This is a genomic window from Stenotrophomonas sp. 63632_Sma, assembly GCF_056482875.1.
Genome location: NZ_CM151220.1, coordinates 4,309,237 through 4,328,008, shown reverse-complemented (window position 1 = coordinate 4,328,008; position 18,772 = coordinate 4,309,237). Strand labels below are relative to the sequence as shown.

Genomic DNA, 18,772 nt, shown 5'->3' with positions numbered 1-18,772 from the left:
TCACGTTCCCCCCGGGGACAGTTTGCCCCATAATTCCCCCTTTCCCTTCTTACACAGGAATCGACCGCCGTGGTCAAGCCGTTGCCTCGCCTGAGGCTGCAGGGTTTCAACAACCTCACCAAGGCGCTGAGCTTCAACATCTATGACGTGTGTTACGCGCGCACCGAAGAGGAGCGTCAGCGTTACATTGAATACATCGATGAAGAGTACAACGCCGACAGGCTGACTCAAATCTTGACTGATGTCGCCGAGATCATCGGCGCCAACATCCTGAACGTGGCCCGCCAGGACTACGATCCGCAGGGTGCCTCGGTGACCATCCTGATCTCCGAAGAACCGGTGATCGACAAGAAGCAGGCCGGCAAGGAGCTGATCTCCGATGCCGTGGTCGCGCACATGGACAAGTCGCACATCACCGTGCACACCTATCCGGAAACGCACCCGCAGGAAGGTATCGCCACCTTCCGCGCCGACATCGACGTGGCCACCTGCGGCGTCATTTCGCCGTTGAAGGCGTTGAACTACCTGATCGAAAGCCTCGAGTCGGACATCGTGATCATGGACTACCGCGTCCGTGGCTTCACCCGCGATGTGAAGGGCAAGAAGCACTACATCGATCACAAGATCAACTCGATCCAGAACTTCCTGGCCAAGAACATCAAGTCGCGTTACGAGATGTTCGACGTCAACGTCTACCAGGAAAACATCTTCCACACGAAGATGCACCTGAAGGACTTCGACCTGGACCAGTACCTGTTCGAGGAAAAGGCCAAGAACCTGTCGTTCAAGGAACGCATGAAGATCGAAGCGCTGCTCAAGCGCGAGATCGAAGAGCTGTTCCACGGCCGGAACCTGTCCGAGTAAGCCCCATGTGCGATGCCCGCAGGCATCGCCGCCCAGGCGGGACGACCCGCCCCGTGGAACCAGTGCCCCGCACGCGTTACAGTTCCACGGTGATGTACCGACCCACGGCCCGGTGTGAAAACACCGGGCCGTTTCGTTTTTCTCAAAAAAGGTAAGGAGCCCCCACCCATGCCCTGGATCTACCTGCTGCTGGCCGGCCTGTTCGAGATCGGTTTCGCCCTCGGAATGAAGTACTCCGAAGGCTTCAGCAAACCCCTTCCCACCGCTGCCACGGTCGTGTCCGCGCTGATCAGCCTGTACCTGATGAGCCAGGCGATGAAGAGCATCCCGGTCGGTACCGCCTACGCGATCTGGACCGGTATCGGCGCCATGGGCGTGGCGGTGCTGGGCATCTACCTGTTCAACGACAGCGCATCGCCGGCCCGCCTGGCCTGCGTGGGCCTGATCGTGGCCGGTGTGATCGGCCTGAAGCTGGTCTCGCCCAATTAACTGGTAGTGCCGGCCGCTGGCCGGCAACCTCCGGATCTTCTGCGGCGTCTGCGTGGTTGCCGGCCAGCGGCCGGCACTACCTGGCGGTCACAGCCGGTAGGCGATGGTCTTCATGACCTTGGAAGCCAGCGCCATCGCGCCCGGGATCGGGAACGGCAGGCGGCGTGCGCCGGCCTGCTCGGCGTGGTCCGCATGGCGGGCCTCGTCTTCCTTCATCACGGCGATGACCGCGCGGCTGCGCAGGTCGCCGGCCGGCAGGTCGACCAGGTGCTCGTCCAGATGGGCTTCCACCTGGCGCTCGGTCTCGACCACGAAGCCCAGGTTCCAGCCGTCGCCGCGCAGCCCGGCCAGGGTGCCGATGGTGTAGCTGCCGGCGTACCAGAGCGGGTTGAACAGGCTCGGACGGCTGTCCAGTTCGCCCAGGCGGGTGGCGCACCAGGCCAGGTGGTCGGTTTCTTCCTGGGCCGCTTCCAGCAGGTGTTCACGCGTGGCCGGGTCGCGGGCCACGGCCGCCTGGCCGAAGTAAAGGCCCTGTGCGCAGACCTCGCCGACGTGGTTGATCCGCATCAGGCCGGCCGCGTGGCGGCGTTCGGTGCTGTCCATGCCCGGCTCGTCGGTGTCCGCAGCCGGATAGGGGCGGGCCGCCGGCGGGTTGCCGAACACCGTGTCCAGGGCGCGCTGCGCCTCGGTCAGCAGGTGGTCCAGCGGGGTGATCTGGCGGAGCACGGTCATGGCGGTACACGGTGGGGCGGAAGACCCCGCGATTCTCGCCCGACCCCGTCCCCCTGCCAACCCGGTCAAGGGCCGGCTTGCAACGGGGGGCTGACCTGCGTACAATCCCGCCTCTTACGCTTCACCTTTTCACAACGCGTGGCAGAGTTCCGGCGAGCCTTTCGCCGCAATGAGCCCGACCTAACCTAGAGTTCTTCATGAGCACTTTCACTGCCAAGAACGAGACCGTCCAGCGCGACTGGTACCTCGTCGACGCCGAGGGCAAGACCCTGGGCCGTCTCGCCACCGAGCTGGCCCGCCGTCTGCGTGGCAAGCACAAGCCGGTCTACACCCCGCACGTTGATACCGGCGACTACCTGGTCGTCATCAATGCAGAAAAGATTGCCGTCACCGGCAAGAAGCTGCAGGACAAGATGTATCACCGTTTCACCGGTTACATCGGCAACCTGAAGACCGAATCCCTGGCACAGGCGCTGGAGCGCCACCCGGAGCGCGTGATCGAGATCGCCGTGAAGGGCATGCTGCCGAAGGGCCCGCTGGGTCGCCAGATGTACCGCAAGCTCAAGGTCTACGCCGGCACTGAGCATCCGCACGCCGCACAGCAGCCGCAGGTTCTGGATATCTAATCATGGCTATCACTCAAAACTACGGCACTGGCCGCCGCAAGTCCTCCACCGCTCGCGTGTTCCTGCGCAAGGGTTCGGGCAACATCACCGTCAATGGCCGTCCGCTGGACGAGTTCTTCGGTCGTGAGACCGCGCGCATGATCGTGCGCCAGCCGCTCGAGCTGACCAAGAACACCGAAAGCTTCGACATCCTGGTCACCGCCGCTGGCGGCGGCACCACCGGCCAGGCCGGTGCGATCCGTCTGGGCATCGCCCGTGCTCTGGTCGAGTACGACGAAACCCTGAAGTCCGAGCTGCGCAAGGCTGGCTTCATGACCCGTGACGCCCGTGAAGTCGAGCGTAAGAAGGTCGGTCTGCACAAGGCTCGCCGCGCCACCCAGTTCTCCAAGCGCTGATCTACCGCGCCTGGTTGGGCTCCTTCGGGGGCCCGCTGGTTGGACAAGCAAAAGCCCGGCTTCGGCCGGGCTTTTGTCGTTCTGGGGAGCGCATTTCGAGGTTGCCGGCCAGCGGCCGGCACTACCCGGGGGGGGGGGGGCATGTCAGCAGGGCGGGGTTCTGCAGAAAGGGATCCCGCCCCGGACGCCTTTCTGGGGAAGAGCCCCCTTGTTGTTCAAGGGGGTGCGCCGACAGGCGCGGGGATAAGGTGGAATGCGCGACCAAATTAAAAGCAAAAGGCCAGATCTTTCGATCTGGCCTTTTGCTTTTAATTTGGCTGCCCCGGATGGATTCGAACCACCGAATGCCTGAGTCAGAGTCAGGTGCCTTACCGCTTGGCGACGGGGCAAAACGTGCAACTATTTTCTCACTTTTCACGCTGAAAAACAACTTGATTTTCAGCGTGGTGGCTATGGGTGGACTCGAACCACCGACCCCAGCATTATGAGTGCTGTGCTCTAACCGGCTGAGCTACATAGCCTTGGTGAGCCCGCTATTCTGCGGATGTGTATCGCCCCTGTCAACACTTTTGTATCGTGCTTGTGGGCCGACAGGCGGCATGGGATAGTCCCGACCAGTAGATTTTTTAGGAGTCCGCATCGTGATCGATCCGGACGGCTATCGACCGAACGTCGGCATTGTGCTGATGCGGCAGGACGGCCAGGTGTTCTGGGCACGACGTGTGCGCCGGGACGGCTGGCAGTTCCCGCAGGGTGGCATGAATACCGACGAGACGCCTGTCGAGGCCATGTATCGTGAACTGCAGGAAGAGACCGGCCTGCTGCCTGAGCACGTGGAAGTGCTCGGGGCAACGCCCGGCTGGCTGCGTTACAAGCTGCCGGCGCGGGCCATCCGCCGCAACGAGCGGCAGGTCTGCATCGGCCAGAAGCAGGTCTGGTTCCTGCTGCGCCTGACCGGCGACGAGTCCCACGTGAAGCTGGACCACACCGACTCACCCGAGTTTGACCACTGGCGCTGGGTGGACTTCTGGTACCCGGTGGAGCACGTGGTGATGTTCAAGCGTGGCGTCTATGCGCGCGCCTTGCGACATCTGGCGCCGTTGGCGCGCGGGGTGGCCGGGCAGGGCGTGACCGCCATGCCCAAGAGCGCTGCGGAGGCCTGGATGCCGGGCCATACCGCCGGGCATGACCGCCCACGCAAGCGCCCACGGACCCGCGGCTACTGGCCGAAGAAGGCCACCGGCGATGGTCCGGCCACGTGACCGGCTGAACCGTATCGAGAATGGTTCAGGTCTCTGATTGACAACCATTCTCGTTTCCATTGGAATAGCCAACAGGCCACTCTTGGCCTGTCAGCCCGGTTCACGCCTGTGTACGTCTGCATCTGCAACGGAGTCACCGACCACCAGATCCGCGAAGCCGCCAGCCATGGCGTCAGCACGGTGGCCGAACTGACCATGCGTACAGGGTGTGGTGCCACCTGCGGTTCCTGCCTGGACATGGCCGGCGACCTGCTGGCCAAGGCGCGTGCGACCCACGATCTGCCGCTGCCGGTATTGGGCCTGGCCCAGGTCGCCTGATCGTCTCTTTCGCGGCGCGTTGACGCCGCGCTTTCGCATCCTTCACGTGCGGCCGCACAGGCCAATGCGCACGATTCGCGTTCCTTCACGGCCGCGCGCAAGGCGTTAAAGTGCCTGCGTTTTCAGCGTGCAGGAGCACCCCCATGAAGGGCGACACCAAGGTCATCGAATTCCTCAACAAGGTCCTCTACAACGAGCTGACCGCGATCAACCAGTACTTCCTGCACGCCAAGATGCTGAAGAACTGGGGCATCAAGGAGCTGGCCGAACACGAGTACAAGGAATCGATCGACGAGATGAAGCATGCCGACATGCTTGCCGACCGCATCCTGTTCCTCGAAGGCCTGCCGAATTTCCAGGCGCTGGGCAAGCTGCGCATCGGCGAGAACCCGACCGAGATCCTGCAGTGCGACCTGTCGCTGGAGCGCGACGGCGTAGTGACCCTGCGCGAGGCCGTGGCCTACTCCGATTCGGTGGGCGACTACGTCAGCCGTCAGCTGTTCGTGAAGATCCTCGACTCGGAAGAAGAGCACATCGACTGGCTGGAAACCCAGCTCGACCTGATCGAGCGTATCGGCGAGCCGAAGTACCTGCTCAGCAAGCTGGAAGAGTGACGTAGCGTCGAGCTTGCTCGACTGTGATCAGCATGGCGATGGTCGAGCAAGCTCGACGCTACCGATGCTGTGCCAGGTAGCCCGTCAGCGCCACGCGCGCCCGGGCGAATTCGGCAACCAGCAGCGCCACCGCCACTGCGGGGCGCTGCAGGCTGCCACTACGGGCTTCGTGCTCGATCCGCTGCGCGATTGCCGACAGCGACAACGCCCCCACGTTCGCACTCGATGATTTAAGGCTGTGGGCGATTGCCTGCAGTCGCGGCTCGTCGCTGCTCTGCGCGGCCTGCTGCAGCTGCTGCACCATCGCCGGCGCATCCTCCAGGAACACCGAGACGATCTGGAGGGCGGTATCGCCGATCATCGCGTGCAGTTCGTCCAGCACATCACGGTCCAGCACCGGTTGCGTCACCGCTTGGCTTTTCGTCTCTTGTAGAGCCGGGCCATGCTCGGCTGGCGGGATTCCACTGGCCCCGGATGCATCACCGTCGAGCAAGCTCGACGCTACGACATCGCGTGATCGCTGCCCCCAGCGCCTCAACAGCGCATGCAAGGTGGCGCGTGCGATCGGCTTGGACAGGTAGTCGTCCATGCCGGCCTGCAGGCAGCGTTCGCGGTCACCGGCCATGGCGTTGGCCGTCATCGCGATGATCGGCAACCGCGAGCACCCGGTTTCCGTTTCTTCCGCACGCCAGCGGCGCGTGGCGGCGTAGCCGTCCAGCACCGGCATCTGGCAATCCATCAGCACCACGTCCACGCCGCCTTCGCGAAGGGCGGCCAGTGCCTGCTTGCCGTCGGCGGCGTTGCGCACCTCGCACTGGAACACGCGCAGCAGATGCTCGGCCACCATCCGGTTGACCGTGTTGTCTTCCACCAGCAGCACGCGCAGGTGCAGTGGCGGCAGCGTCGGTGCGGGCAAGCCGTCTTCGGCATTGGCCAGCAGGGCGGCAGGGCGGGCAGGCGTGGCAGGCGCCGCCAGCAGTGCATGCAGGGCTGCATCATCGAAATGCGGGAGCAGCTGGCGTTGGCGCGGGCGTTGTGCAGGCGTGTCTTCCTGCAGCCACAGTACCTGCAGTGCATCATCGTCGCCGCGCTCGGCCAGCGCCTGCTGCAGCGTGACCTCGCCGTTGCGGCGGGTGCGGGAATCGACAATCAGCCATGCCGGTGCTGGTTGTCCGGGCCGCGCGGGAGCGCGCAGGCGCTCGACCACGGCATCCAGCTGTGCCAGCACCTGCACCTGCAGCCCATGGTGGGCGGCGATGCGCTCGATGCGTGCCTGCAGCGTTGCATCGGCGCTGAACAACAGTAGCGCTGCGGGGGCGCGCGCCATCGCAGGCAGGTCGCCGGGTACTTTCAGCAGCGGGATCTCGAACCAGAACGTTGCGCCCTGGCCGGGCGTGGACTGCACGCCGATCTGCCCGTGCATCAGGTCGATGATGCGCTTGCAGATGGCCAGGCCCAGGCCGGTGCCACCGTAGATGCGCGTGGTCGAGGCATCGGCCTGGCTGAAGGACTGGAACAGGCGTGCCTGCAGTGCCTCATCGATGCCGATGCCGGTGTCGATGATCTCGAAGCGCAGCTGGTGCTGGGCCGCACCTTCGCCCAGGCGCTGCACGCGCAGCTGCACCTGGCCGCGGGCGGTGAACTTGATGGCGTTGGCCAGCAGGTTGCTCAGCACCTGGCGCAGGCGTACCGGGTCGCCGCGCACCGGCAGGCGCACCGATGGGTCAAGCTGCAGGGCCAGGGACAGGCCCTTGGCATCGGCGGCGCGCTGCATCAGCTGCACCACGCCATCGAGCAGTTCGCGCAGGTTGAAGCTGGTGATCTCCAGTTCCAGCGCCTGCGCTTCCAGCCGGGAGTAGTCGAGGATGTCGTCGACGATGCGCAGCAGCTGCTGTGAACTGGCCGAAGCGGTGGCCAGCATCTGCCGCTGGTCCTCACCCAGCGGCCCGCGCGCGATCAGCTCCAGCATCGGCAGGATGCCGTTGAGCGGCGTGCGGATCTCGTGGCTCATCGTGGCCAGGAACTCGCCCTTGGCCAGCACGGCCGCTTCGGCGGCCTGCTTGGCCTGCAGCAGCTGCTGTTCCAGCTGGCCCTGGCGTTCGGTGGTATGGCGCAGCTGGTCGCGCTCGGCGGCCAGCGCGCTGTGCTCGCGCTGCAGCTGGGCCAGTGCCCGGCTGCGCGCGCGCAGGCGCATGCCCAACAGCAGCAGTGCGACGGCCGCAGCAAGGGCAACCAGCAGCACGCCCCACAGCGGCACCTCAGAGCACCGCGTTGTGGAAGTCGAAGTTCAGGTCACTGCCGGCCGACTGCACCATGTTGCCCTGGATGTAATCGACGCCGCCGACCCACATCGCTGCCGCGGCCTGCGGGTCCTCGATCTGCTGGCCGATGATCTGCAGCCCGGCGGCATGCGCCTGTTCGATCGCCTTGCGCAGTTCCTCGCGCGTGGCCGGGTTGGAATGGCTGCTGGAGAAACGCGCGGCCATGCGCACGAACGACAGCGGCAGCTGGGTCAGCAGTGCATCGGCTTCGCCACTGGGTTCGAACTGGCTCAGGCAGAAGCGCACGCCGGCGCCGGCCATGCGCTGGCAGAACTGCTGCAGCGGCACGGTGTGGATCAGCGCGTCGGGCAGGCGCACGTCGATCACCAGCGCACTGCCGGGCAGGTCACGCTGCTGCAGCGATTCCAGCAGCCAGTCGCCAAAGGCATCGCGCTGCAGGGTGCGCAGCGACTGCGAAACGAACAGGTTCAGCGGTTGCGTTGCGTGCCGGTACAGGTCCAGCAGGCCCAGCGCATGGTCCATCACCTGCTGGTCGAGGTCGGCGATGCGGCCTGCCGCTTCGGCGGCGGGAATCACTTGGCCGGCCGCCAGCACCGTGCCGTCGGCCTGGCGCAGGCGCAGCAGCAGCTGGTACTGCGCGGTGTTGCCACCGGCGACAGCGACGATCGGCTGATAGGCCAGCTCCAGCTGGCCTTCCAGCAGTGCCAGGTGTTCCTGTTCGGTGACGGCCTGGCGATGCACGTGGCCTGCCACGCCGGCGCTGAGCAGGCGTGCCTGCAGGGTGGTGCGCTCGACCGCTTCCAGTGCGGCGTTGGCATCGTCGAAGCCCGGCGACAGCGGCGCGTAACCCACCACGCCGCGCAGATGCACCGATTCATCATCGCGGATCACGAAGGCGCGCGCCGAGAGCTGCTCACGCAGGGTCGCGGCGATGCTTTCCAGGCTGTCTTCATCGGTATTGCGGGCCAGCAGCAGGAAGCTGTTGTCGTTCAGGCGTGCCAGCAGGTGCGGATGGCCGGCCTCGGCCAGGCGCTGCCCGGCCTGCACCATCAGGCGCTCGAAGGCGGCGTAGCCATAGCGTTCGCGCAGGCCCAGCGCGCTGGCCACTTCAATGAAGAACACGCCGCCCCGGTCGCGGTGGGTGAGGGTGGCGTTGAGTTGCTGCAGCACGTGGTGACGTGTCGGCAGGCCGGTTTCCGGATTGCTGGTGGCCGGTGCGCCGGTAGCACCAGGCAGGGTTGCTGCCTGCGCACGTGCGCGGCGGATGCGGTTGGCCACCGCCGCGATCAGGTGGCGGGGGCGGATCGGCTTGCTCAGGTAATCGTCGGCGCCACTGTCGAGCACCTCGAACTGGCGCTCCGGGTCCGGATCGCCGCTCAGGAACACGATCGGCAGCAACTGCAGGCCAGGCTGCTGGCGGATCAGCGCGGTCAGGCGCATGCCGTCCAGGCCGGGCAGGTGCAGGTCCATCAGGATCAGGTCGGGGCGATGCTCCTTGATCGCCTGCAGCGCGCCGTCGGCATCGCTGTGCACGATCGCCTGCATGCCGGCGCCATGCAGCACGCTCTGTGCGAACAGGGCCTGCGCGCGGTCGTCCTCGACGATCAGCACGCGGTAGGGCGAATCGGAGGGCGGCGGCGCCTGGTCGTTGTTGCCAGCCTCGGCCAGCACGGCCGGGGCCGGCAACGGCGGCGGTGCGCTGCCGATCGATGCGGGTGCGTCGGAGGCGGCCAGCGGCGGAACCGCGGCCGGCGCTGCGGCGACCGCGCTCGCCGGTTCAGCGGTCCAGCGTTGCCAATGATCGGCCGGAGGGGTTTCAGCGCGTCCCGGGCGGGCGCCCGCGGGGGATTCGTTTGCGGCCATCGGTGCTCCTGGTGTTCGCGTCCATTATGCGACAAGCCCGGCGATCAACCGGTACCGGGCTGGCGTGGACTGTCGGGCGACGCACTGCGTGCCAGCCAGCGCACGCCCTTCCACAAGGTGCGCCAGACCAGCCACACCAGCAGCGCGCCGGCCAGGCTGCAGGCCAGCACCACGATCAGCGCGATCCACGGGTGTGCCAGGGCCAGGGCCAGGCCACCGACCACCACGGTGTCCTCGGCTGCGGAGGCCACCCAGTTGCTGGCAGGCTCGGGCGAGGTATTGAGCAGGGCGCGGGTGCCGGCCTTCAGGCCATGGCTGGCCAGCGCGACACCGGCACCGGCAGCAAGTGCGCCGGTGCCCAGTTGCCCATCCGGCGACAGCGTGGCTGCGGCAAGGAAGGCACCTGCGGGTACGCGTGCCAGGGTCTGCACCAGATCCCACGCCGAGTCGACGCCGGGAATCTTGTCGGCGAAGAATTCGGTTACCGCCAGCGCTGCCGAGGTGCCCAGCACCCACCACGATTCGGTGGTCTGCAGGGCCGGCGGCAGGTCGACCCAGCCGAGCAGGCCGGCCAGGCCGACACCGAACACGGTGAGGTAGACGCGGATGCCGGCCAGCCAGGCCAGCAGGATGCCGATCACGAACAGGTGGGCTTCGGTCATGGCGATGCTCCGGCGACGGAACTGTGCAGGGGACCACACTATCGACGATGGCATGCCTGAACGCCACAGACGGTGGCTCGCCACTGCGCAGGAAACCCACCCGTCCTGTCATACACTAGCCCGTCGTTTGCCACAGGGGCCGTACCGGTGTCGCCCTCGCGATGCCCCGGAATCCACCCATGACCAACCGTCCTCCCATGCGCGTGCAGGTTCGCCTGCCCGGCGCGCCGCAACCGCCGGCCGACCGCCGCCGCCTGCTGGTGATCGGCGGCATCTGGCTGCTCAGCCTGGTGCTGGCCGTGCTGGGTGGCTGCTGGATGGCCACGCCGCGCGATGCACAGGGCCAGCGCCTGCAGGCCGCCGAGAAGCGCGCCGAGACGTTGCAGGCGCAGCTGACCGAACTGCGCCAGAAGCAGGCCACGCTGGAAGCCTCCGACCGCATCAGCCGCGCCGCCAACACCGAGGTGCAGTCCTCGCTGGCCGAACGCGATGAGGAAATCGCCGGCCTGCGTGCCGACGTTGCCTTCTATGAGCGCCTGGTGGGTTCGACCAGCCAGCGCAAGGGCCTGAACACCCATTCGATCGAGTTCAGCCCGGAAGCGGCCGGCACCTGGCAGTACACCGCCGTGCTGACACAGAACCTCAACCGCGGCGCCATCAGCCAGGGGCAGATGCGTTTCACCGTGGAAGGCGTCAAGAACGGCAAGCTGGCCACGATCAGCTGGGATGATCTGCACCAGCGCAGCAAGGTACCGGGACAGGATTACTCGTTCCGGTACTTCCAGCAGCTCACCGGCAGCGTGATGCTGCCGGCTGACTTCACCCCGCAACGCGTGCGGGTGACATTGGGGAGTGGTACGGGGGGTACCACCCAGGTATTCGACTGGAAACAGGCCGGTGCGCCGGCCGCCAAAGGGGAGTAGGCAGATGTTCGGAAGCAGCAAATCCAACCGTGAAGGCCAGCTGGTGGTGGATGCCCTGATCGGCAACCAGGTGGTGATCCGCGGTGATGTGGAATTCAGTGGTGGCCTGTATGTGGAAGGCCGCATCCACGGCAAGGTGATCGCCGCCGAAGGCGCCAGCGGCGCGACCTTGACGGTCGCCGAGCATGGCGTGATCGAAGGTGAGATCCGTGCCCAGGTGGTGGTCATCAGTGGACGCCTGGACGGCGACGTGCATGCCACCGAGAAGGTCGAACTGACCCCGAGCGCGCGGGTCAATGGCAACGTCCATTACCAGGTGGTGGAGATGAATGCGGGTGCCCAGCTGAACGGCCGCCTGATCCATGCCAGCGCCCCGATGGCAGCCCTGCCGGCCCCGGAAGGTGATGAGGCCAATGGCGGCAAGGGTGACACCGCCGCACGCCGCAAGCTGGCCGAGGCGATGGCTTGAAAGCCATCGTCGGCACCCCCATGCTGACACCATGAGCACGCTAGTCTCCCTGCCCGGCGCCACCCCGGTTGCCGCGCCCGATTACCAGTCGCTGGAGCGCCCGCTGAACTTCACCGAGTCGGCGGCCGCCAAGGTCAAATCCCTGATCCAGGAAGAGGGCAACCCCGACCTGGCCCTGCGCGTGTACATCGAAGGCGGTGGCTGTTCGGGCTTCCAGTACGGGTTCGAGTTCGACGAGAACCGTGCCGAGGATGACCTGGCGGTACAGACCAGCGGGGTGACCCTGCTGGTCGACCCGCTGAGCCTGCAGTACCTGATGGGCGCCGAGGTGGACTACACCGAGAGCCTGACCGGTGCCCAGTTCGTGATCCGCAACCCGAACGCCAAGACCACCTGCGGCTGCGGCAGCAGCTTCAGCATGTAAGAGGCCTGTGGCCGGAAGGTGCCAACCAAGGTTGGCACCTCAGTAGATCCACGCCATGCGTGGATGCTGTGCCTGCACGCCCACACCGGCAGATTGCGCACAGCGCCGAACTTGCCACCTGCATCGATTGGCGGCACGCTTGCCGGATGCCCAATACTCCTTCGCCGCTTTCCGGTTTCGCCTTCGTTGGCGAACCGCTGGAGCGCGCCGATGCCCTGCGCGACGATGCCGATGCACTGGCGCGCCTGTGGCCGGGCGCGCGCATTCTCGTGCTCGATCAGGACGGCAGCGTCTTCACCGGCGATGACGACCAGCCGCTGGCGCTGACCGGCGCCGACATCGGCGGCGGCCCCGGTGCCGCGATCTTCCTTGGCCTGCGTGGCGAGCAGGCCTGGTTCTCGGTCGAAGCCGCCAACGTTACCGTCACGGCCCCGCGCCGCCTCGACCTGCGCCAGGCCGCACTGCTGTGGCCGATGGCCGATGCGACCGCCTTCAGTTATGCCCGCGGCATGTCCTACTGGCACTCGCGCACCCGCTTCTGCGGCGTGTGCGGCGGCGCCGTGGCGTTTGCCCGTGGTGGCTTCGTCGGCCGCTGCGGGCAGTGCGCCACCGAGCACTACCCGCGTGTCGATCCCGCCGTGATCGTCGCCGTGGAAAACCAGGGCCGGCTGCTGCTGGGCCGGCAGTCGAACTGGGCACCGCGGCGTTACTCGGTGCTGGCCGGCTTCGTCGAACCCGGCGAGACCTTCGAGCAGACCGTGGTGCGTGAAGTGCACGAGGAGAGCAAGGTACGGGTGACCGCCTGCCAGTACCTCGGTTCGCAGCCGTGGCCGTTCCCGGGCGCGCTGATGATCGGTTTCCGTGCACAGGCGCAGGATGACCTGCCGACCGTGGATGGCGAGCTGGAAGATGCGCGCTGGTTCAGTGCCGACGAGGTCGGCGCCGCACTGGCACGCGATGTGGAGGACGATGGCCAGGGCATCCGCCTGTCGCCGCCGATCTCGATTTCGCGCGGCCTGATCGAACACTGGTACCGGCAGCAGAAGGGCTGAGCGGGCCTGACGGTGGCGCCTGTATTGCCGCCACCTGAACACGGCCCGGGTTACAGTCCGGTTCACCGCTGAGGGCGCCGCTGCGACAGGTAAGGTAGCGACGCCGAGCGTTCTGTTTCGTAGGGAGACCTGCCATGTTCACCACTCTGGCCGCCGTGCTGGTGGCACTGGCCCTGGGCCATGTTGCCCCGGCCGCTGCCGCCTCGCTGCGCCGTTTCGACGGCTTCCGGCGTTGGCTGGGCTGGCTGGACGCGCGCGGTGGCAAGGCTTGGCAGGGGCCGGCAGGCGTTGCCCTGGCACTGCTGCCGCCGCTGTTGCTGATGGCGCTGCTGGCGTGGCTGCTGCGCGGGGTGCTGTTCGGCCTGCCGTCGCTGCTGCTGGGCGTGGCGGTGCTGGCGTGGTGCTGGGGCCCGCGCGATCTGGACCGCGATATCGAAGCGATCATCGATGCCGATGACGCGGCGACGCGCCAGGCCGCGGTGCGTAACCTGCAGGCGGCCGGTGGCAGCCTGCGCGAGGACATTCCGTCACTGGTCGAGGCAACCGTGCTCAACGCCTTGCGGCGCTGGTTCGCGGTGCTGTTCTGGTTCCTGCTGCTGGGCCCGGCCGGTGCTCTCGGTTACCGGCTGCTGGCGCAGATGGCGGAAAGCCCGATGCGTGCCCGCGTGCCGGTGGAGCCGCTGGCGCTGGCGCAGCGCCTGCTGGGCTGGATCGAGTGGCCGGTGGCGCAGCTGATGGCATTTTCGATGGCGCTGGTGGGCAACTTCGATACGGCGTGGAAGGCCTGGCGCCAGGCCCACGGCGAGCGCCTGGCCGGCAACATCGGCTTCCTGGGCGCGGTGGCGCGGGCCAGCGTCAATGCCGAGCTGCGCGAGGATGCGCACGATTACACCGAGGCGGGGCTGTTGCCGGTGTGGCAGCGGTTGCCGGACCTGCGGGATGCGATGAGCCTGGTGTGGAGGATGCTGCTGCTGTGGCTGGCGATCCTGGCCCTGCTGGTGATTGCAGGCTGGGTGACGTAGTTGCTTTGCAGGGCTTGCAGCCCTGCACCTGCAGAGGCAACAGCAACAGCAACAGCAGCTCTGGATTGGTGATGGTTGGGCGGGGCGGTGTGGGGCTGCAGGACACGCCGTAAACCCGTCCTTGGGGGCTCGATGGCGCCTTGCTCGTGTGCGCTGTCCTGCGCACACGGCAAGACCGGGGTTGGGCCTCCTGCCCAACCCGCCCGAGGCATGCCTCGGGCCCATGGCGCCAACGGTCCTGCAGCCCCACATCGCCCCACCCCCGGCAGATTCCCGCGGCTGTTGGTAGGTGTCGACCTTGGTCGACACGGTAGATCCACGCCATGCGTGGATGCAGAGCGAAGCGATCCGCTTTCGCTTTTGATCTTCTCTTTCTTTTCCGTGGTGGACGCACACGGAAACTGTCCGTGGCCGGGCGGGATGGGTTTGCGGGGGTGTCCGCGGCATGGATGCCGCGGCCAAGCCTCCACGGACGGATTCACGGCGTCCCCCGCAAACCCATCCCGCCCGGCCAACCCCATGATCGACAAACGCCGCCCACCACGAGGGGCTGCGCCGTTGGCTGGAAACCTAGATCGGTGCCAGTGCGGTGAACGGCGCCCACGGCAGGTTGCGCAGCAGCGCATACCCGGGCAGCACCCAGAGCCAGAACACGGGATTGGCCAGCACCCGCATCAGCGGGTCGAGCACACGCGGGCGGATGCCGGCGATGTTCAGCAGCATCAACAACAGGAACGGCAGGCTGATGACCAGCAGCGGGTTCATCGCCATCGCGCCGGGCAGGTCGAAGTGGACCAGGGAATACAGGCAGCGCGTGCTGCCACAGCCCGGGCAGTACAGGCCGGTCAGCGCGTACAGCGGGCAGCTCGGCAGGGGATTGCCGGCGACATACGGATTGACGTTGCGCAGCACCACCGTGGCACCCACGGCCAGGCCGGCGGAAACCAGCAGCGGTGCCCAGCGGGCGAGTCGGGAACGAGCGGGAAGCGCGGACATGCAACAACGGATCCGGCGCAGGCGCCGGATCCGTCCAGGCGTATCAGTAGTTGCCGTTGCTCATCGCGCCCATGCCGCCGAGCACAACGAAGAACAGCACGTACAGCACGACCAGCACGACCCAGGCGATGGCCGACCACATGGCCCACTTCTTGGCCTTGGCGGCGGAGTCCTGGGCGCCGGCGATGTCGCCGGCCGCCAGCTTGCCGTTGACCTGGGCGGCGTAGACGATCGACACGATGCCGGCCGGCAGGCAGCAGAACAGGGTGGTCAGGATCGCCCAGACCAGGTTGTTCGGGACCTGCGGAGTAGCAGTATTCATGGGTTCAAGCTCCTTGATGGGTGGTGGTGGTGAATCATTGGTCGGAAAGAGCGCCCAGTACGGCCAAGCCGCCGAACAGCCCGAACCACAACAGCAACAGGACCGGCAGGGCCACGGCCGAAGCCACCGCCCACCAGCCCGCCTTGCGCGACGCACTGTAGGCCCCCGGCAGGTCGCCGGCCGCGCGGCGGCCATCGACCTGGGAGGCGTACACGATCGACACCACGCCCAACGGCAGGCAGCAGAACAGCGTCGTCAGGATCGCCCAGACCAGATGGTTGGGGATGTAGACCGGACGGCTGAGCGGTGGTGGTTGATTCAAAGCGAGACTCCATTCCTTGGTGGCCGGCCATGATGAATCGGCCGGACCTCCCCCCTGTGGGTGCGTAATCTACCGCAACCTGCGTTGCATGTATGCGTTTACAGTCACGGCATGTCGCGTACACCACTGGACGGTGACGTATGTGGGGGAGTCCGCTGGGCCCGCTCGGCGGGCCCATCTCGTCAGGCGTGATCGCCGCGCAGGGCTCGCACCTGGGCCTCCAGCACCGGTGCGCTGGTGCTGTGGCCAACCACGGCCGCTGCCGCCACCACCTCGACGGTGGCGCGGAAACGGCGCGGCACGCGCATGCGGCCCAGGCGGCTGTCGCGCCGGCTCCACATGCTCGACCACATGCCGCGCAGCGCCATCGGCACCACCGGCACCGGCCGCCGTTCGAGGATCTTCTCGACGCCGGACTTGAACGGTGCCATCGCACCATCCTTGGTCAGCGCGCCTTCCGGGAAGATGCAGACCAGCTCGCCTTCGGCCAGCGCAGCATCGATGTCATCGAACGCGCGCTGCATCAGCGCCGGGTCCTCGCGCGCGCCGGAGATCGGGATCGCCTTGGCGGTCCGGAAGATCCAGCGCATCACCGGAATGTTGAAGATCTTGTAGTACATGACGAAGCGCACCGGGCGCGGGATCGTCGCCGACAGGATCAGCGCGTCCATGTAGCTGACATGGTTGCAGACCAGCAGCGCGGCGCCCTCGTCGGGCACGTTGGCCTCGATGCCGTGCGGGCGCAGGCGGTACAGGGTGCGCACCATCAGCCAGCTGAGGAAGCGCATCAGGAATTCGGGGACGATGGTGAAGATGTAGATCGCCACCAGTGCGTTGGCGATGGCCAGCGCCAGGAACTGCTGCGGGATGGTCCAGTGCAGCAGCTTGTGCGCGGCCAGCGACAGCAGGGCTGCGCCGACGATGAAGCCGGAGTTCTGGATGTTCAGCGCCGCAAACACGCGCGACATCTGCGCCTTCGGCGTGCGGCTCTGGATCAGCGCGAACAGCGGCACCACGAAGATGCCGGTGAACAGGCCGATGCCGATCAGGTCGATGACGATGCGGATGCTGCCCGGCTGCTGCAGGAACGTCCCGATGGTCAGTCCGTGCACGGTCGCTTCGCCGCTGCGGGCGAAATACAGGTCGAGCAGGAACGCGGTCATGCCGAACGCACCCAGCGGCACCAGGCCGATTTCCACCGTGCGTGCCGACAGCTTCTCGCACAGCAACGAGCCGATGCCGGTGCCGACCGAGAACAGGGCCAGGGCAAAGATATACAGGGTCGGCTCACCGCCGAGGTTGGTCACGGCATAGGCCGGCAGCTGCGAGGTCAGCACGGTGCCGACGAACCAGAACCAGGACACGCCCAGGATTGAATTGCGCACCGCCTTCTGCTGGCGCGCCATGCGCAGCACCGCCAGTGATTCGGGCAGCGGGTTCCAGTTGATCTTCAGGTTCGGGTCGCCGGCATCGACCTTGGGAATCAGGCGCGCGGCGATGTTGCCGCAGATCGCCAAGCCGATGATCGCGCAGGCCGCCACCACCGTACCGTGGCTGCCGGCAACGGTGAACACCAGGCCGCCGACGATCATGCCGGACAGGATCGACATCGAGGTGCCCATTTCAACCAGGCCGTTGCCACCGGTCAGCTCTTCGGGCTTGAGCACCGACGGCAGCACCGAGTACTTCACCGGGCCGAACAGGGTCGACTGCATGCCGGTGCAGAACAGGGCGACCAGCAGCACCGGCAGGCTCTGAGTGAGGAAGCCGGTGGCGGCCAGCGACATGATCACGATCTCCATGGTGGTGGTGATCACGATCAGCCGCGATTTTTCCAGTTTGTCGGCGATCTGCCCGGCCAGCGCCGAGAACAGGAAGTACGGCAGGATGAAGATGGCCGGTGCCAGCGTGGCGTACAGCCCCAGTTCTTCCTCCGGTACGGCCATGAACAGCAACATGCTGATGATCGCCTGCCGGTACACGTTGTCGTTGAACGCTCCGAGCGCCTGGACGACGAAGAACGGCAGGAAACGGCGCTGGCGCAGCAGGGCGAACTGGTTGTGACCGGACATGGAGCCTCCTTGACCGGCGCAGCCTAGCATTCCTGCCTATCCGCCGGGACCATGGCGGGATGCATCCACGCATGGCGTGGATCTACTGAAGCCCCACAACTGTGGGTGCGGACCGTTGGTCCGCACACCTTGATAGGTCTCAGACGATATCGTCGACCACGCCGCCATCCACGCGCAGCGCTGCGCCGGAGGTCGCCGAGGCCTGCGGCGAGGCCAGATACACCACCATGTTGGCCACTTCCTCGACCGTGGCGGTGCGCTGGATCACCGAAGACGGCCGGTGTGCCATCACGAACTCGCGGCCGATCTGCTCCAGTGGCTTGCCGCTGCGCTGGCGTTCATCTTCGAACATCGCCGCGAAACCGTCAGACAGGGTCGGGCCGGGCAGCACCGCGTTGACGGTGACGCCGCTGCCGGCCACGCGCTTGGCCAGGCCGCGCGACAGCGACAGCTGCGCGGTCTTGCTGACGCCGTAGTGGATCATGTCGGCCGGAATGTTGCGTGCCGATTCGGACGAGATGAACAGGACGCGACCCCAGCCGGCATCGACCATGGCCGGCAACAGTGCCCGCGACAGGCGCACGCCGGACATCACGTTGGTCTGCCAGTAACGTTCCCAGGTCGCGTCTTCGGTCTCGAAGAAGTCCTCGGGGCCGAAAATGCCGGCGTTGTTGACCAGGATGTCGACCTTGGGCAGGCCTGCCAGCAGCGTGTCGACGCCGGCCGCATCGGAGAGGTCGGCGGCCACGCCGAGCACGTCGGCACCCGGAACGGCGGCGAGCAGGCGCTGGCGGGCGCGTTCGACGCTGTCGGTGCTGCGGCCGTTGAGAATGATCCGCGCGCCCGCGTTGGCCAGGCCCTGGGCAATCGCCAGGCCGATGCCGGCGGTGGAGGCGGTGACCAGCGCGGTACGGCCGGTGAGTTCGATCTTCATGGAGGAATCCGGGGCAGGGGATCACCCAGTATCCGCGCGGGAACGTGATCGGGGTGCATCGCCATACGCAACGCACGGTTGCACGCGATGCAGTGGATCCACGCCATGCGTGGATGGAATGTCCGACCA

Annotated in this window: 21 protein-coding genes and 2 tRNA genes; 12 read left to right on the top strand and 11 right to left on the bottom strand. The window is 66.5% G+C overall.

Translation table 11 applies throughout. From position 1 onward, the window contains the following. The first annotated feature begins 69 nt into the window (after window positions 1-69). Both speD and ACZK45_RS20085 read left to right on the top strand, forming a co-directional pair. The gene (gene speD, locus ACZK45_RS20090) at window positions 70-864 is read left to right on the top strand and encodes an adenosylmethionine decarboxylase (protein WP_006473908.1); all 795 of its coding nucleotides are present in this window, start codon (window positions 70-72) and stop codon (window positions 862-864) included. Between the two features lie 168 nt (window positions 865-1,032). Further along, window positions 1,033-1,353 carry a DMT family transporter gene (locus ACZK45_RS20085; protein ID WP_005411314.1) on the top strand — a complete coding sequence of 107 codons (321 nt, stop codon included), beginning with the start codon at window positions 1,033-1,035 and terminating at the stop codon, window positions 1,351-1,353. Between the two features lie 87 nt (window positions 1,354-1,440). Here the strand turns inward: ACZK45_RS20085 and coq7 are convergent, their stop codons facing one another. After that, window positions 1,441-2,085: a 2-polyprenyl-3-methyl-6-methoxy-1,4-benzoquinone monooxygenase gene (gene coq7, locus ACZK45_RS20080; protein ID WP_049401665.1), complete on the bottom strand. Its 645-nt coding sequence runs from the start codon at window positions 2,083-2,085 to the stop codon at window positions 1,441-1,443. A gap of 197 nt (window positions 2,086-2,282) precedes the next feature. On the opposite strand from coq7, the gene rplM reads away from it, so the two are divergent. Together rplM and rpsI are read left to right on the top strand one after the other, a co-directional pair. Next, window positions 2,283-2,711: a 50S ribosomal protein L13 gene (gene rplM / locus ACZK45_RS20075; protein ID WP_005414692.1), complete on the top strand. Its 429-nt coding sequence runs from the start codon at window positions 2,283-2,285 to the stop codon at window positions 2,709-2,711. Between the two features lie 2 nt (window positions 2,712-2,713). Further along, window positions 2,714-3,106: a 30S ribosomal protein S9 gene (gene rpsI / locus ACZK45_RS20070; protein ID WP_005411311.1), complete on the top strand. Its 393-nt coding sequence runs from the start codon at window positions 2,714-2,716 to the stop codon at window positions 3,104-3,106. Between the two features lie 314 nt (window positions 3,107-3,420). Here rpsI and ACZK45_RS20065 read toward each other — a convergent pair. Continuing rightward, window positions 3,421-3,495, bottom strand: a tRNA-Gln gene (locus ACZK45_RS20065). Between the two features lie 55 nt (window positions 3,496-3,550). Further along, window positions 3,551-3,627 (bottom strand) — tRNA-Met (locus ACZK45_RS20060). A 120-nt stretch (window positions 3,628-3,747) separates the two neighbouring features. Between ACZK45_RS20060 and ACZK45_RS20055 the strand changes: the two genes are divergently transcribed. From ACZK45_RS20055 to bfr, 3 genes are all read left to right on the top strand, one after another. Continuing rightward, complete coding sequence (locus tag ACZK45_RS20055) at window positions 3,748-4,368, top strand: RNA pyrophosphohydrolase (RefSeq protein ID WP_032127170.1); 621 nt, start codon at window positions 3,748-3,750, stop codon at window positions 4,366-4,368. A 108-nt stretch (window positions 4,369-4,476) separates the two neighbouring features. Then, window positions 4,477-4,686 (top strand): (2Fe-2S)-binding protein, encoded by a 210-nt coding sequence (locus ACZK45_RS20050; RefSeq protein WP_005411309.1) that lies wholly within the window; start codon window positions 4,477-4,479, stop codon window positions 4,684-4,686. Between the two features lie 143 nt (window positions 4,687-4,829). After that, window positions 4,830-5,300 (top strand): bacterioferritin, encoded by a 471-nt coding sequence (gene bfr / locus ACZK45_RS20045; RefSeq protein WP_005419804.1) that lies wholly within the window; start codon window positions 4,830-4,832, stop codon window positions 5,298-5,300. 58 nt (window positions 5,301-5,358) lie between these two features. Here bfr and ACZK45_RS20040 read toward each other — a convergent pair whose 3' ends face one another. The 3 genes from ACZK45_RS20040 to ACZK45_RS20030 are packed head-to-tail and all read right to left on the bottom strand — an operon-like array spanning window position 5,359 to window position 10,107. Further along, window positions 5,359-7,557, bottom strand: a complete 2,199-nt coding sequence (locus ACZK45_RS20040) for an ATP-binding protein (RefSeq protein WP_478445137.1) — start codon at window positions 7,555-7,557, stop codon at window positions 5,359-5,361. 1 nt (window position 7,558) lies between these two features. Next, the gene (locus ACZK45_RS20035) at window positions 7,559-9,445 is read right to left on the bottom strand and encodes an EAL domain-containing protein (RefSeq protein ID WP_049424052.1); all 1,887 of its coding nucleotides are present in this window, start codon (window positions 9,443-9,445) and stop codon (window positions 7,559-7,561) included. A 44-nt stretch (window positions 9,446-9,489) separates the two neighbouring features. After that, window positions 9,490-10,107, bottom strand: coding sequence for a DUF4126 domain-containing protein (locus tag ACZK45_RS20030; protein ID WP_478445136.1), 618 nt, complete (start codon window positions 10,105-10,107; stop codon window positions 9,490-9,492). Window positions 10,108-10,286: 179 nt separating this feature from the next. On the opposite strand from ACZK45_RS20030, the gene ACZK45_RS20025 reads away from it, so the two are divergent. From ACZK45_RS20025 to ampE, 5 genes are all read left to right on the top strand, one after another. Next, the gene (locus ACZK45_RS20025) at window positions 10,287-11,030 is read left to right on the top strand and encodes a DUF6776 family protein (RefSeq protein ID WP_019336613.1); all 744 of its coding nucleotides are present in this window, start codon (window positions 10,287-10,289) and stop codon (window positions 11,028-11,030) included. Between the two features lie 4 nt (window positions 11,031-11,034). Then, window positions 11,035-11,499, top strand: a complete 465-nt coding sequence (locus ACZK45_RS20020) for a bactofilin family protein (RefSeq protein ID WP_006398829.1) — start codon at window positions 11,035-11,037, stop codon at window positions 11,497-11,499. A gap of 31 nt (window positions 11,500-11,530) precedes the next feature. Next, entirely contained in the window at window positions 11,531-11,923 is a 393-nt protein-coding gene (erpA, locus tag ACZK45_RS20015) for an iron-sulfur cluster insertion protein ErpA (protein ID WP_005419789.1), read from the top strand. A gap of 146 nt (window positions 11,924-12,069) precedes the next feature. Then, a complete protein-coding gene (gene nudC / locus ACZK45_RS20010) occupies window positions 12,070-12,975 on the top strand; it encodes an NAD(+) diphosphatase (protein ID WP_180838246.1) in 906 nt (301 codons plus the stop codon). Window positions 12,976-13,109: 134 nt separating this feature from the next. After that, window positions 13,110-13,997: a regulatory signaling modulator protein AmpE gene (gene ampE / locus ACZK45_RS20005; RefSeq protein WP_478445135.1), complete on the top strand. Its 888-nt coding sequence runs from the start codon at window positions 13,110-13,112 to the stop codon at window positions 13,995-13,997. Between the two features lie 570 nt (window positions 13,998-14,567). Here ampE and ACZK45_RS20000 read toward each other — a convergent pair. From ACZK45_RS20000 to ACZK45_RS19980, 5 genes are all read right to left on the bottom strand, one after another. Next, window positions 14,568-14,993 (bottom strand): DUF2752 domain-containing protein, encoded by a 426-nt coding sequence (locus ACZK45_RS20000; protein WP_006473646.1) that lies wholly within the window; start codon window positions 14,991-14,993, stop codon window positions 14,568-14,570. A 43-nt stretch (window positions 14,994-15,036) separates the two neighbouring features. After that, entirely contained in the window at window positions 15,037-15,315 is a 279-nt protein-coding gene (locus tag ACZK45_RS19995) for a CD225/dispanin family protein (RefSeq protein WP_032127177.1), read from the bottom strand. A gap of 34 nt (window positions 15,316-15,349) precedes the next feature. Beyond that, the gene (locus ACZK45_RS19990; protein ID WP_005419784.1) at window positions 15,350-15,637 is read right to left on the bottom strand and encodes a CD225/dispanin family protein; all 288 of its coding nucleotides are present in this window, start codon (window positions 15,635-15,637) and stop codon (window positions 15,350-15,352) included. 182 nt (window positions 15,638-15,819) lie between these two features. Beyond that, on the bottom strand, window positions 15,820-17,709 hold the full coding sequence (locus ACZK45_RS19985; protein WP_478445134.1) for an MFS transporter: 1,890 nt from the start codon (window positions 17,707-17,709) through the stop codon (window positions 15,820-15,822). Window positions 17,710-17,848: 139 nt separating this feature from the next. Further along, entirely contained in the window at window positions 17,849-18,643 is a 795-nt protein-coding gene (locus ACZK45_RS19980) for an SDR family NAD(P)-dependent oxidoreductase (protein ID WP_049461643.1), read from the bottom strand. Window positions 18,644-18,772: the final 129 nt, after the last annotated feature.

What these genes read in the sequence shown, in the direction of transcription:
- ACZK45_RS20085 (WP_005411314.1), top strand. Translation starts at nt 1,033, where the DNA reads ATGCCCTGGATCTACCTGCTGCTGGCCGGCCTGTTCGAGATCGGTTTC.
- coq7 (WP_049401665.1), bottom strand. Translation starts at nt 2,085, where the DNA reads ATGACCGTGCTCCGCCAGATCACCCCGCTGGACCACCTGCTGACCGAG.
- rplM (WP_005414692.1), top strand. Translation starts at nt 2,283, where the DNA reads ATGAGCACTTTCACTGCCAAGAACGAGACCGTCCAGCGCGACTGGTAC.
- rpsI (WP_005411311.1), top strand. Translation starts at nt 2,714, where the DNA reads ATGGCTATCACTCAAAACTACGGCACTGGCCGCCGCAAGTCCTCCACC.
- bfr (WP_005419804.1), top strand. Translation starts at nt 4,830, where the DNA reads ATGAAGGGCGACACCAAGGTCATCGAATTCCTCAACAAGGTCCTCTAC.
- ACZK45_RS20035 (WP_049424052.1), bottom strand. Translation starts at nt 9,445, where the DNA reads ATGGCCGCAAACGAATCCCCCGCGGGCGCCCGCCCGGGACGCGCTGAA.
- ACZK45_RS20030 (WP_478445136.1), bottom strand. Translation starts at nt 10,107, where the DNA reads ATGACCGAAGCCCACCTGTTCGTGATCGGCATCCTGCTGGCCTGGCTG.
- ACZK45_RS20025 (WP_019336613.1), top strand. Translation starts at nt 10,287, where the DNA reads ATGACCAACCGTCCTCCCATGCGCGTGCAGGTTCGCCTGCCCGGCGCG.
- ACZK45_RS20020 (WP_006398829.1), top strand. Translation starts at nt 11,035, where the DNA reads ATGTTCGGAAGCAGCAAATCCAACCGTGAAGGCCAGCTGGTGGTGGAT.
- erpA (WP_005419789.1), top strand. Translation starts at nt 11,531, where the DNA reads ATGAGCACGCTAGTCTCCCTGCCCGGCGCCACCCCGGTTGCCGCGCCC.
- nudC (WP_180838246.1), top strand. Translation starts at nt 12,070, where the DNA reads ATGCCCAATACTCCTTCGCCGCTTTCCGGTTTCGCCTTCGTTGGCGAA.
- ampE (WP_478445135.1), top strand. Translation starts at nt 13,110, where the DNA reads ATGTTCACCACTCTGGCCGCCGTGCTGGTGGCACTGGCCCTGGGCCAT.
- ACZK45_RS20000 (WP_006473646.1), bottom strand. Translation starts at nt 14,993, where the DNA reads ATGTCCGCGCTTCCCGCTCGTTCCCGACTCGCCCGCTGGGCACCGCTG.
- ACZK45_RS19995 (WP_032127177.1), bottom strand. Translation starts at nt 15,315, where the DNA reads ATGAATACTGCTACTCCGCAGGTCCCGAACAACCTGGTCTGGGCGATC.
- ACZK45_RS19985 (WP_478445134.1), bottom strand. Translation starts at nt 17,709, where the DNA reads ATGTCCGGTCACAACCAGTTCGCCCTGCTGCGCCAGCGCCGTTTCCTG.
- ACZK45_RS19980 (WP_049461643.1), bottom strand. Translation starts at nt 18,643, where the DNA reads ATGAAGATCGAACTCACCGGCCGTACCGCGCTGGTCACCGCCTCCACC.